This is a genomic window from Lelliottia sp. EB106-05-01-XG201 (assembly GCF_058791735.1).
On the sequence record NZ_JBYTDV010000001.1, the window covers coordinates 3,894,945 to 3,907,384 of the forward strand.

The following is a 12,440-nucleotide window of genomic DNA, read 5'->3' on the forward strand; positions in this document are numbered from 1 at the left end:
TGCGGCAACCGCTTTTATTGTCCTTAGGCGGTGTTTAGGCAAAAAAAAGCCCGGCTTTGCAGACCGGGCTGAAAGAGGCGAACTTTTTTGGTCGTTAGCGCATGATTTTATCACCGCGGGACAAGCCCACGATGCCTGAGCGCGCGACCTCGACAATTTTTGCTACATCGCGAACGGAAGCCAGAAAGGCATCGAGCTTATCGCTGGTTCCGGCAAGCTGAACGGTATAGATAGAAGGTGTCACGTCGATGATCTGCCCACGGAAGATATCCGTATTGCGCTTCACCTCTTCGCGTCCGTATCCGCTGGCCTGAATTTTCACCAGCATCACTTCGCGCTCGACGTACGCCCCCTGCCCTAATTCACTCACTCGCAGCACATCCACTAATTTATGCAGTTGCTTTTCAATTTGCTCAAGCACTTTCGCATCCCCGACGGTCTGGATGGTCATCCGCGACAGGGTCGGATCGTCGGTCGGTGCCACGGTCAGGCTTTCAATGTTGTAGCCGCGCTGCGCAAAGAGCCCAATGACGCGCGACAGCGCGCCAGATTCGTTTTCCAGGAGTACAGATAATATCCTGCGCATCAGGTTCTCTCCGTTTTGCTTAACCACATTTCATCCATACCGCCGCCGCGGATATGCATCGGATAGACGTGCTCCGTTCCATCGACGATGACATCCACAAAGACCAGGCGATTGTTCCTGACGTGCTCCAGCGCTTCGCCGAGCTTCGCTTCCAGCTCTTTTGGATCGCTGACGCGAATACCGACGTGACCGTAGGCTTCCGCCACGCGTACAAAGTCCGGCAGGGATTTCATATAGGATTGCGAATGGCGTCCGGAGTAGATCATGTCCTGCCACTGCTTCACCATCCCCAGATAGCCGTTGTTAAGGTTCAGCACCAGTACTGGCAGATCGTACTGCAGGGCGGTGGAGAGCTCCTGAATGTTCATCTGGATACTGCCATCGCCGGTGACGCACACCACCGTTTCATCCGGCAGCGCCAGCTTCACGCCTAAGGCAGCGGGCAGACCGAAGCCCATGGTGCCGAGGCCGCCGGAGTTTATCCAGCGACGCGGCTTATCGAACGGATAATAGAGGGCAGCAAACATCTGGTGCTGGCCGACATCAGAGGTGACGTAGGCATCGCCCTGGGTCAGGCGCCAGATCGTTTCGATCACCGCCTGCGGCTTGATGTGTTCGCTCTGAGTGTCGTATTTCAGACACTGACGGCCACGCCACTGCTCAATCTGCTGCCACCAGTCGCGAATATCATCCAGGGGCTGTGCAGGAGCATCATGCGCCAATAGCTCCAGCATTTGTTCCAGAACCTGCAAAGCATCGCCCACGATCGGCACATCGGCAGGAACGGTTTTAGAGATAGAGGTCGGGTCGATATCGATATGCAGCACCGTCGCATTCGGGCAGTACTTCGTCAGATTGTTGGTGGTGCGATCGTCAAAGCGCACCCCGACGGCAAAAATCACATCGGAGTTATGCATGGTCATGTTGGCTTCATAGGTGCCATGCATCCCCAGCATACCCAGCGCCTGACGGTGCGTAGCCGGAAATGCGCCCAGCCCCATCAATGACGATGCGACAGGCAGGTTCAGCTTTTCGATTAGCTCACGAAGCTGCGCGTGGCAATGGGCGTTCACCGCACCGCCACCCACATACACCACCGGTTTTTTCGCGGCGACCAGCGTCTGCAGCGCGCGTTTGATTTGACCTTTATGGCCCTGCGTCGTGGGATTATAAGAGCGCATGCTCACGGAATCAGGCCAGACGTACGGCAGTTTGTTGGCCGGATTGAGAATATCTTTGGGTAAATCGACAACCACCGGGCCAGGACGGCCGCTGGCGGCCAGCCAGAAGGCTTTTTTCAGCACGCCCGGAATATCTTCCGTTTGTTTGACCAGGAAGCTGTGCTTCACCACCGGGCGGGAGATCCCGACCATGTCGCACTCCTGAAAGGCGTCGTAGCCAATCAGCGAGGTGGCAACCTGCCCGGATAAAATGACCAGCGGGATGGAATCCATATAGGCAGTCGCAATGCCGGTAATGGCGTTGGTGGCTCCTGGGCCCGAGGTGACCAGCACCACGCCCACTTCCCCGGTGGCACGCGCCAGACCGTCAGCCATATGTACGGCGGCTTGCTCATGGCGCACCAGTACATGATCAATACCGCCCACGGTGTGTAACGCATCGTAAATATCGAGGACCGCGCCTCCGGGATAGCCGAATACTTGCTTGACGCCCTGATCGATAAGCGACCGGACGACCATTTCGGCGCCAGACAACATCTCCATGGTTTGCCTCCAGGCTTCTTGTTGTTATAGACGAACACAGGAATTCATTTCCTCGCCGTCTTGCTGACCAGGGTTGCCCCTGTCTTACATTTTTGCAGAGTGACCTTCACCTTAACCGCTCCCTATGAGGCAGGCAATCAGCAAACGGAGGCGTGAAAAAGGGACTAAAAGCAGAATACACAGGGATTATGACAAGATATGGTGAATTCCACTGGAATACACTTTGGCGATGATGATTCGTCGCTTAAAAGGAGACTGAATCAGTAATTCATCTATTTTTGCGCGGTAAAAAGCGAAGGGAAAAATTCATGACAGGATAAAATACTACCTCTGGAAATAAAGGCAGGATAAACCGGATGATTTACACCGATTTATCCTGATGGCGATTAACGCCGGCAAACGCTCACCAATAACTCTTCCATCCACTGATGGCCTTTATCTCGCCCTGCAGCTTCGTGCCAGGAAAGATAACAGGTGCGACTATTTAGTTTCAGCGGCAGCGATAATATTTGCAGATTGAGCTGGGAGGAGAACTCTTCCGCCAGCCAACGAGGGGCAATGGCCACCAGGTGCGTCTGCGAAACGATATTCAACACGCTCACCATGGCCATTCCCTGGTATGCCACGCTGGCTTGTTTATCCGGGGTATCGTACCAGGGCTGGCTAAATGAGGCGTAGCGATCAAGCGCCACCACCGCATGCTGTTCATTATAAACATCGCTTTCCAGCAGCGGACCATTAATGCGCGGATGGGTTTTGCTGGCGACTAACACCATTTCATCTTTGAACAAGGGAACGCAAGAAAATTCCGGGCGACGAAACTCTTCATAGCCAAGAACAAATTCTGTTTCCTGATAACGAAGCTGATGCTCAGTGTTTTGATTTAAGGATGACTTAAATATCAGATGAATATTAGGCGCGATGGCCTCGACTTTATTATAGATAACGGAAGTCAGATAATTATCCAGCGGACTGCACACGCAAAGGTGGAAAACACGTTCACTGCTTAGAGGTTCGAATCCGGACCCTGGCAACTCATTCTGGACCAGCTGCAACGCCTGACGCACGGAGGCAAAAAGCTGATAGGCTCTGGCGGTAGGCTGGATCCCGCGGCCATAGCGGACGAAGAGTTCATCGTTAAACATCAGTTTAAGTCTGGCAACGGCATTACTGACGGCAGGCTGAGACATCCCTAAAGACTGCGCGGCTCGGGTAATATTCTGTTCCTGCATAACAGCATCAAAAACGGTTAATAAGTTAAGATCTACCGTACGCAGTTGCGGCCTGGTCCCTTCACTTGTCGTGTGAGGCTGATCATTTCTTTTTTCTAACATATCTAACTCCACTGTCACGCTAAACTCCCTTTGCCTTAGTGCAGAAATAACTTTTAAAAATATTATTTATCATGCAGATAAAACCAGAAAAAGAGAAAAGTTTAAAATTCGGAATATATAAAATGCTTATGCCAAATAACAGGTGCAGGTATACACGAGTTCAAGCGATAAGGAACCAAGCAATAACCAGAACATTAGGATTTGAATGAAACCATAAATCCAATGAATAAACAATAAGCCTTCCGGTAAACAAATATTTAAGTTTTATTAAACTATTCAACATGACCAACGTCTGTTGGTTAACAATCCATTATCATTGGTGGACTTTCATTCACTCACTGCGTATCTGAAAAAATCACAACCCAATGAATTTAATGACTTTAGCAGTAGCGCCGCAAACACATTTGGTCATGATTAATTGAAACGAATTATATTAAATTTATTTTCAATCATTATTTAAAGTCCAAAAGTAGACAATTTAAATAAGCTCTGTAGCAAAACCCAGCACAATACGCTAAAGCAGAAATCCGATTATCATGACGGTTTGAGGGTGTTTTTCACTTCGGGGGTTGACTTGAATCCGCATATCCAGTACCACTAAAAGCATAACGCATTCATCTGGAGCCCGATTCATGATTCGTACCACTCGCCACTTCAGCCTACTACTACTAAACGCATCCACTGTGCGCGGTAGGCTGGCGGGCGAAATTCAACGTTGAATCGTCTTCAGTAAACAAACAAACCCGCGCCACTGCGCGGGTTTTTTTATGCTCGTAGCAAGGCGCCCCAGGACAGACAAGGACCTAACCCATGAGCCAGCAAGTCGTTATTTTCGATACAACTTTACGTGACGGTGAACAGGCGTTACAGGCAAGCCTGAGTGTGAAAGAGAAACTGCAGATTGCGCTGGCCCTCGAACGTATGGGTGTCGACGTGATGGAGGTGGGTTTCCCGGTCTCTTCTCCGGGTGATTTTGAATCCGTACAGACCATCGCACGCACCATCAAAAACAGCCGCGTGTGTGGCCTGGCACGCTGCGTCGAGAAAGATATCGACGTCGCCGCCGAGTCGCTGAAAGTGGCCGAAGCTTTCCGCATTCACACCTTTATCGCCACCTCGCCGATGCATATCGCCACCAAGCTGCGCAGTACGCTGGATGAAGTGATTGAACGCGCAATCTATATGGTGAAACGCGCCCGCAACTACACCGACGACGTCGAATTCTCCTGCGAAGATGCAGGCCGTACGCCCATCGCCGATCTGGCGCGCGTGGTTGAAGCTGCGATTAACGCCGGTGCCACCACCATCAACATCCCGGACACCGTCGGCTACACCATGCCGTTCGAGTTCTCCAACATCATTACCGGCTTGTACGAGCACGTGCCGAATATTGATAAAGCCATTATCTCCGTCCACACCCATGACGATTTGGGTTTGGCCGTGGGCAACGCCATTGCCGCAGTCCACGCCGGTGCGCGCCAGGTAGAAGGCGCGATGAACGGCATCGGCGAACGCGCCGGTAACTGTTCGCTGGAAGAAGTGATCATGGCGATCAAAGTGCGCAAAGACATCATGAATGTGCAGACCCGCATCAATCACAACGAAATCTGGCGTACCAGCCAGACCGTCAGCCAGATCTGCAACATGCCGATCCCAGCGAACAAGGCGATTGTCGGCACCGGCGCGTTCGCCCACTCCTCAGGCATCCACCAGGATGGCGTGCTGAAGAACCGCGAAAACTACGAAATCATGACCCCGGAATCCATCGGCCTGAACCAGGTGCAGCTGAACCTGACCTCCCGCTCTGGCCGTGCGGCGGTGAAACACCGTATGGAAGAGATGGGTTACAAGGAAAGCGACTACAACATGGATCATCTGTACGACGCGTTCCTGAAGCTGGCGGACAAAAAAGGTCAGGTCTTCGATTACGACCTGGAAGCATTAGCCTTCATTAACAAACAGCAGGAAGAGCCAGAGCACTTCCGTCTGGACTACTTCAGCGTGCAGTCCGGCTCCAGCGACATCGCCACCGCCTCCGTCAAACTGGCCTGCGGTGATGACGTTAAAGCCGAAGCCGCCAACGGCAACGGCCCGGTCGATGCGATTTACCAGGCGATCAACCGCATCACCAGCTACGACATTGAACTGGTCAAATACGATCTCAGCGCCAAAGGCCACGGCAAAGACGCACTGGGTCAGGTCGACATCGTTGTCACCTACAACGGCCGCCGCTTCCACGGTGTGGGCCTGGCGACAGACATCGTCGAATCCTCCGCCAAAGCCATGGTGCACGTCCTGAACAACATCTGGCGCGCCGCAGAAGTCGAAAAAGAGTTGCAACGCAAAGCTCAGAATAAAGAGAACAATAAGGAAACCGTGTAATGTCGAAGAATTACCATATTGCTGTGTTGCCGGGCGATGGCATTGGTCCGGAAGTGATGACACAAGCCCTGAAAGTCCTGGAAGCGATCCGCGCCCGTTTCGCAATGAAAATCACCACCAGCCACTACGATGTGGGCGGTATTGCGATTGATAACCACGGCACCCCGCTGCCGAAAGCCACCGTCGAAGGCTGCGAAAACGCCGATGCGGTCCTGTTCGGCTCCGTCGGCGGCCCGAAATGGGAACATCTGCCGCCAGCAGAGCAGCCTGAGCGCGGCGCGCTGCTGCCGCTGCGTAAGCATTTCAAACTGTTCAGCAACCTGCGTCCGGCGAAGCTGTATCAGGGGCTGGAAGAGTTTTGCCCGCTGCGCGCCGATATTGCCGCCAACGGCTTCGACATTCTGTGCGTGCGTGAATTAACCGGCGGTATCTATTTCGGCCAGCCGAAGGGCCGCGAAGGCAGCGGTCAGCATGAAAAAGCCTTTGATACCGAGGTGTATCACCGTTTTGAAATCGAACGTATTGCCCGCATCGCCTTTGAATCTGCGCGCAAACGTCGTCACAAAGTGACTTCCATTGATAAAGCCAATGTCCTGCAATCCTCGATTCTGTGGCGCGAGATCGTCAACGAAATCGCCAAAGAATATCCGGACGTTGAGCTGGCCCATATGTACATCGACAACGCCACCATGCAGTTGATTAAAGACCCGTCGCAGTTTGACGTCCTGCTGTGCTCCAACCTGTTCGGCGACATTCTCTCTGACGAATGCGCAATGATCACCGGCTCGATGGGCATGCTGCCGTCCGCCAGCCTGAACGAAGAAGGGTTTGGTCTGTACGAGCCTGCAGGCGGTTCAGCGCCGGATATCGCGGGTAAAAATATCGCCAACCCGATTGCCCAGATCCTCTCCCTGGCCCTGCTGCTGCGCTACAGCCTGGATGCAAACGATGCGGCAGACGCCATCGAAAGCGCCATCAACCGCGCATTAGAAGAAGGTATCCGCACCGGCGACTTAGCGCGCGGCGCGGCGGCCGTCAGTACCGATGAAATGGGCGATATCATTGCCCGCTATGTCGCTGAAGGGGTGTAATCATGGCGAAGACGTTATACGAAAAATTGTTTGATGCTCACGTGGTTTTTGAGGCACAAAACGAAACCCCGCTGCTGTACATCGACCGTCATCTGGTGCACGAAGTGACGTCTCCACAGGCATTTGACGGCCTGCGCGCGCACAACCGTCCGGTTCGCCAGCCGGGTAAAACCTTCGCCACCATGGATCACAACGTATCCACGCAGACCAAAGACATCAACGCATCCGGTGAAATGGCGCGTATCCAGATGCAAGAGCTGATTAAGAACTGCAACGCGTTCGGCGTTGAGCTGTACGATCTGAATCACCCGTATCAGGGCATCGTCCACGTGATGGGGCCTGAGCAAGGCATCACCTTGCCGGGCATGACCATCGTCTGCGGCGACTCTCATACCGCGACCCACGGGGCGTTCGGTGCGCTGGCCTTTGGTATCGGCACCTCCGAAGTGGAGCACGTTCTGGCGACGCAAACCCTGAAACAGGGCCGCGCGAAAACCATGAAAATTGAAGTTAACGGCCAGGCGGCACCAGGCATTACCGCCAAAGACATCGTGCTGGCGATTATCGGTAAAACCGGCAGCGCAGGCGGAACCGGTCACGTGGTGGAATTCTGCGGCGACGCCATCCGCGCACTGAGCATGGAAGGTCGTATGACCCTGTGCAACATGGCGATCGAGATGGGGGCCAAAGCCGGTCTGGTCGCGCCTGACGAAACCACCTTCAACTACGTGAAAGGTCGTCTGCACGCGCCGAAAGGCAAAGATTATGACGATGCGGTGCAATACTGGAAAACCCTGCAAACCGACGACGGCGCGACCTTCGACACCGTGGTGACGCTGCAGGCCGAAGAGATCGCCCCGCAGGTCACCTGGGGCACCAACCCAGGCCAGGTGATTTCCGTCAACGACAACATCCCCGATCCAGCCTCGTTTGCCGATCCGGTTGAACGCGCGAGCGCCGAAAAAGCGCTGGCCTACATGGGCCTGAAACCGGGGGTGCCGCTGACCGACGTGGCGATCGATAAAGTGTTTATCGGCTCCTGCACCAACTCCCGTATCGAAGATTTGCGCGCGGCGGCGGAAATTGCCAAAGGCCGCAAAGTGGCTCCTGGCGTGCAGGCGCTGGTCGTGCCTGGCTCCGGCCCGGTAAAAGCGCAGGCGGAAGCCGAAGGTCTGGATAAGATCTTTATCGAAGCCGGTTTTGAGTGGCGCTTACCGGGTTGCTCCATGTGTCTGGCGATGAACAACGACCGTCTGAACCCAGGCGAGCGCTGCGCCTCCACCAGCAACCGTAACTTTGAAGGCCGTCAGGGCCGCGGGGGACGTACCCATCTGGTGAGCCCGGCGATGGCAGCGGCTGCCGCTGTGACCGGTCATTTTGCCGATATTCGTGGTTTGAAATAAGGAGACAATCATGGCAGAGAAATTTACCCAACATACGGGCCGGGTTGTCCCGCTGGATGCGGCGAACGTGGATACGGACGCCATCATTCCGAAACAGTTTTTGCAGAAAGTGACCCGCACCGGCTTCGGCGCGCACCTGTTCAACGACTGGCGTTTTCTCGACGATCAGGGCCAGCAGCCGAATCCCGAGTTCGTTCTGAACTTCCCGGAATTTAAGGGCGCATCGATCCTGTTAGCGCGCGAAAACTTCGGCTGCGGTTCTTCCCGTGAACACGCGCCGTGGGCCCTGACCGACTACGGTTTTAAAGTGGTGATCGCCCCGAGCTTTGCCGACATCTTTTACGGCAACAGCTTCAACAACCAGCTGCTGCCGGTGACCCTGAGCGACGAACAGGTCGATGAGCTATTCGCGCTGGTGAAAGCCAATCCGGGCATTTCGTTTGAAGTGGATCTGGAAGCCCAGGTAGTGAAAGCGGGTGATAAAACCTACAGCTTTAAAATCGACGATTTCCGCCGCCACTGCATGATTAACGGTCTCGACAGCATCGGTTTGACGCTTCAACACGAAGCGTCGATTGCGACCTACGAAAACAAACAACCGGCGTTTATGCGCTAACGAAAAAGGCCCGCTTTCGCGGGCCATTTTGTTGGGTTTGTAGGCCGGGTAAGGCGAAACCGCCACCCGGCAAAACTAAACATCCCTGACGCGCAACGTCAGCCCCAGCGTCACCAGCGAAATCCCCGTAATCACCCAGTACACCGCGAAGTGCCCGTAGCTTTGCGCCAGCGCCCCCTGAATCACCCCCGCCAGAATCACACCGGTCGAAATACTGTTGGTAAACAGCGTGGTCGCAGATCCCGCCCGTCCGGGCATCAGATCCTGGAACCACAGCATGCCAATCCCGGCGACGATGCCGATAAAAATCGCGTTAAACAGCTGGAGCGCCAGCAGCGCCTCGCGGGAATGGAACAGAATCAATCCGAGATAAAACAGCACGCCAGCCGCCACCGCGATCACCATCATCCGGCGCTTGCCAAAGCGTTTCACGTAGAAACCCGCGAGGATCATCGCCGGGATCTCCAGCCCTGCCGCAGTGCCCATCAAAATCCCGGCGAGCTTATCCGGCAGCCCCAGATCGCTGCTGATCCACAGCGGCATATCGATGATGTACATGGTGTTGCAGGTCCACATCAGCGTGGAGGCGATAAACAGCATGCGCACATTTTTGTTGTGCCAGCCGCTCACCTGAGTGATCGGCCTGTCCGCCGCCTGCTCCACCCTCGCCACGGACGGCAGGACGAAGGCGATGAGCGCGAGGCTAATGGCAAAAATCCCCGCCGCGATAGAAAACATCATCGTAAAGCCGTAATTCAGCGCCAGCATAAAAGCCAGCGGCGGGCCGATCACCCACGCCAGCGATAGCTGCGCACGCATCACCGAGCTGAACATCACCACTTCCCGCGCAGAGCTGTCGGCGTATTCACGCGCCAGCGCAAAGAGCTGCGGCATGGCGGTATTGGCAAGTGACGCCAGCAGCACCCCGCAGGTGAGCAGCGTCAGATAGTGGCGGTTGAAAGCAAACAGCAGCGCGTTACCGATCGCCATCGCGCAGCAGAACAGGATTAATTTGCGACGATCGCCCTGGCTGTCGGATCGTTTTGCCAGCCACAGGCTGACCAGGATCCCGGCAATGGCGTTGACCGTATAAAACAGGCCGACCCAGAAAGGCTGCGCTCCGACCTCGCGACTCAGGAACAGGCTCAGGGTCGGTGCCTGTAGCGCGCCCGCGACGCCCATCATAAAGGCCACCAGCATAAAAGCGGCATACACGCCGTTCAGGCGGCGGCCCATCGTCATCAACCAGAGCATGCGCAGTTCCTTGTCAAAGAGGAGCGAAATCAGGAGGCAGTGTAAACGAAAAAAGCCAGCAAAAACATTTTGCTGGCGGGTGATAAGCACCAATACTCAGTCACACATGATCGAGGCAAGTCAGCGGGAAGAGGTCGGATTCGTAACATCCCACTGCATCAGATCTTCGAGCATTTTCAGGCGCTGTTCTGCACACTGGCGGGCCAGCCAGGACACTCCTTTTGTCGCTGAAAAGTACTGCTGATAAAACTGACGTGCGGTAGACCTCTTCATAATCACCTCCTCACTTCAACAGGAAGAAGTATTGGCTTATTATGAGGAATAATAAATTGCTGATTTTTTGTCAGGAGTTCCCCTTTTATGCCATCTGGTCGTCTGCAACAACAATTCATCCGCCTCTGGCAGTGCTGCGAAGGCCAGTCAAAAGAGACCACGCTGAACGAGCTGGCCGAACTCCTGAACTGCTCGCGCCGCCATATGCGTACCCTGCTCAACACCATGCAGCAGCAGGGCTGGCTTAACTGGGAAGCCGAAGCCGGACGCGGAAAACGTTCGCGCTTAACCTTCCTCTACACCGGCCTGGCACTCCAGCAACAGCGCGCCGAGGACCTGCTGGAGCAGGATCGCATCGATCAGCTGGTGCAACTGGTGGGCGACAAAGCCGCCGTGCGTCAGATGCTGGTCTCTCATCTGGGCCGCAGCTTCCGCCAGGGGAAACACATCCTGCGCGTGCTCTACTATCGTCCGATGAAAAACCTGCTGCCCGGCACGGCGTTACGCCGTTCCGAAACGCACATGGCGCGCCAGATCTTCAGCGGCCTGACGCGCATAAATGAGGAAAACGGGGAACTGGAAGCGGACATCGCGCACCACTGGCAGCAATTATCCCCCTTGCACTGGCGCTTTTTTTTGCGTCCCGGCATCCATTTTCATCATGGCCGCGAGCTGGAGATGGAAGACGTCATCGCCTCCCTGCAGCGCGCCCGCGAGCTGCCGCTCTACTCCCACATCACGCAGATTCACTCTCCCACCGCCTGGACGCTGGATATTGAGCTGTCCGAACCCGACCAGTGGCTGCCGTGGCTGATGGGCTACGTCCCGTCGATGATTTTGCCCCACGAGTGGGGAACCATGCCGAATTTCGCCAGCCAGCCGGTCGGGACCGGCCCTTACGCGGTGATGCGCAACAATAGCAATCAGCTCAAAATCCGCGCCTTTGATGACTACTTTGGCTATCGCGCGTTGATTGACGAGGTGAATGTCTGGGTGCTGCCGGAGATCAGCGAAGAGTTCAGCCCCGGTCTGACGCTGGAAGGCCCGACCGACGGGGAAAAAGCCGTCGAAAGTCGCCTCGAAGAGGGCTGTTACTATCTGCTATTTGACTCCCGTACCCACCGGGGCGCGAGCCGCGAGGTGCGCCAGTGGGTCAGTCAGATTCTCGCGCCTGCGAATCTGATTTATCAGGCGGAAGATCAGCATCAGACCTATTGGTTCCCGGCCTACGGACTGCTGCCGCGCTGGCACCACGCCCGCCCTGGGCGGTGCGAAAAGCCCGCCGGGCTGGAATCCATTACCCTGACCTATTATCGCGAACATGTGGAGCACCGGTTTATTGCCCGCATCATGAGCAAACTTCTGGCGGCAGAAGGCGTGACGCTGGAGATTCAGGAGGTGGAATACGATGAATGGCATCGCGGCGAAGCAGTCAGCGATATCTGGCTCAACAGCGCAAACTTCACCCTGCCGCTCGATTTCTCGTTATTCTCACATCTGTATGAGATTCCGCTTATCCAACACTGCATCGCCCGCGACTGGCAGCAGGACGCCGCCCAGTGGCGAGCGGGCGATATGAATCTGGCGGTCTGGTGCCAACAACTGCTCTCCCAGCAGGCGATGGTGCCGCTGATCCACCACTGGCTGATGATTCAGGGACAGCGCAGTATGCGCGGCCTGCGCATGAACACCCTGGGCTGGTTTGACTTTAAATCCGCCTGGTTTGCGCCGCCGGAGCCATAACACTTTCGTAATATTCACCAAATCATTACAATAC

At 55.1% G+C, this 12,440-nt stretch carries 11 protein-coding genes; 6 read left to right on the forward strand and 5 right to left on the reverse strand.

The genetic code is table 11. The features are described 5' to 3' along the window. Positions 1–94 precede the first annotated feature (94 nt). The 3 genes from ilvN to leuO all read right to left on the reverse strand — a co-directional run bounded on the left by ilvN (position 95) and on the right by leuO (position 3,644). A complete protein-coding gene (ilvN, locus tag AC3WS9_RS18190) occupies positions 95–586 on the reverse strand; it encodes an acetolactate synthase small subunit (RefSeq protein WP_006173870.1) in 492 nt (163 codons plus the stop codon). Beyond that, positions 586–2,310, reverse strand: coding sequence for an acetolactate synthase 3 large subunit (gene ilvI, locus AC3WS9_RS18195; protein WP_492489703.1), 1,725 nt, complete (start codon positions 2,308–2,310; stop codon positions 586–588). Before ilvI ends, ilvN begins: the two co-directional genes overlap by 1 nt. Before the next feature lie 386 nt (positions 2,311–2,696). Next, on the reverse strand, positions 2,697–3,644 hold the full coding sequence (gene leuO, locus AC3WS9_RS18200; protein ID WP_282491731.1) for a transcriptional regulator LeuO: 948 nt from the start codon (positions 3,642–3,644) through the stop codon (positions 2,697–2,699). Positions 3,645–4,276: 632 nt separating this feature from the next. Here leuO and leuL point away from each other — a divergent pair. The 5 genes from leuL (at position 4,277) to leuD (ending at position 9,136) form a co-directional block, all read left to right on the forward strand. Continuing rightward, complete coding sequence (gene leuL / locus AC3WS9_RS18205) at positions 4,277–4,363, forward strand: leu operon leader peptide (RefSeq protein WP_350315585.1); 87 nt, start codon at positions 4,277–4,279, stop codon at positions 4,361–4,363. Between the two features lie 91 nt (positions 4,364–4,454). Then, positions 4,455–6,026, forward strand: coding sequence for a 2-isopropylmalate synthase (gene leuA / locus AC3WS9_RS18210; RefSeq protein ID WP_282491640.1), 1,572 nt, complete (start codon positions 4,455–4,457; stop codon positions 6,024–6,026). After that, positions 6,026–7,117 carry a 3-isopropylmalate dehydrogenase gene (gene leuB / locus AC3WS9_RS18215; protein WP_100777637.1) on the forward strand — a complete coding sequence of 364 codons (1,092 nt, stop codon included), beginning with the start codon at positions 6,026–6,028 and terminating at the stop codon, positions 7,115–7,117. Before leuA ends, leuB begins: the two co-directional genes overlap by 1 nt. 2 nt (positions 7,118–7,119) lie before the next feature. After that, positions 7,120–8,520 (forward strand): 3-isopropylmalate dehydratase large subunit, encoded by a 1,401-nt coding sequence (gene leuC, locus AC3WS9_RS18220; protein WP_285146010.1) that lies wholly within the window; start codon positions 7,120–7,122, stop codon positions 8,518–8,520. Positions 8,521–8,530: 10 nt separating this feature from the next. After that, on the forward strand, positions 8,531–9,136 hold the full coding sequence (gene leuD / locus AC3WS9_RS18225) for a 3-isopropylmalate dehydratase small subunit (protein ID WP_285146011.1): 606 nt from the start codon (positions 8,531–8,533) through the stop codon (positions 9,134–9,136). 75 nt (positions 9,137–9,211) lie between these two features. Here the strand turns inward: leuD and AC3WS9_RS18230 are convergent, their stop codons facing one another. Further along, entirely contained in the window at positions 9,212–10,390 is a 1,179-nt protein-coding gene (locus tag AC3WS9_RS18230; protein WP_492489707.1) for a sugar efflux transporter, read from the reverse strand. A 120-nt stretch (positions 10,391–10,510) separates the two neighbouring features. After that, positions 10,511–10,663 (reverse strand): glucose uptake inhibitor SgrT, encoded by a 153-nt coding sequence (gene sgrT / locus AC3WS9_RS18235; RefSeq protein ID WP_095280755.1) that lies wholly within the window; start codon positions 10,661–10,663, stop codon positions 10,511–10,513. A gap of 87 nt (positions 10,664–10,750) precedes the next feature. Here sgrT and sgrR point away from each other — a divergent pair, with 87 nt between their 5' ends. Beyond that, on the forward strand, positions 10,751–12,406 hold the full coding sequence (gene sgrR, locus AC3WS9_RS18240; protein ID WP_282491635.1) for an HTH-type transcriptional regulator SgrR: 1,656 nt from the start codon (positions 10,751–10,753) through the stop codon (positions 12,404–12,406). Positions 12,407–12,440 lie beyond the last annotated feature (34 nt).

Coding starts and splice junctions, on each gene's coding strand:
- leuO (WP_282491731.1), bottom strand. CDS start 3,644: ATGTTAGAAAAAAGAAATGATCAGCCTCACACGACAAGTGAAGGGACC.
- leuL (WP_350315585.1), top strand. CDS start 4,277: ATGATTCGTACCACTCGCCACTTCAGCCTACTACTACTAAACGCATCC.
- leuB (WP_100777637.1), top strand. CDS start 6,026: ATGTCGAAGAATTACCATATTGCTGTGTTGCCGGGCGATGGCATTGGT.
- sgrR (WP_282491635.1), top strand. CDS start 10,751: ATGCCATCTGGTCGTCTGCAACAACAATTCATCCGCCTCTGGCAGTGC.
- leuC (WP_285146010.1), top strand. CDS start 7,120: ATGGCGAAGACGTTATACGAAAAATTGTTTGATGCTCACGTGGTTTTT.
- ilvN (WP_006173870.1), bottom strand. CDS start 586: ATGCGCAGGATATTATCTGTACTCCTGGAAAACGAATCTGGCGCGCTG.
- ilvI (WP_492489703.1), bottom strand. CDS start 2,310: ATGGAGATGTTGTCTGGCGCCGAAATGGTCGTCCGGTCGCTTATCGAT.
- leuD (WP_285146011.1), top strand. CDS start 8,531: ATGGCAGAGAAATTTACCCAACATACGGGCCGGGTTGTCCCGCTGGAT.
- leuA (WP_282491640.1), top strand. CDS start 4,455: ATGAGCCAGCAAGTCGTTATTTTCGATACAACTTTACGTGACGGTGAA.
- AC3WS9_RS18230 (WP_492489707.1), bottom strand. CDS start 10,390: ATGCTCTGGTTGATGACGATGGGCCGCCGCCTGAACGGCGTGTATGCC.
- sgrT (WP_095280755.1), bottom strand. CDS start 10,663: ATGAAGAGGTCTACCGCACGTCAGTTTTATCAGCAGTACTTTTCAGCG.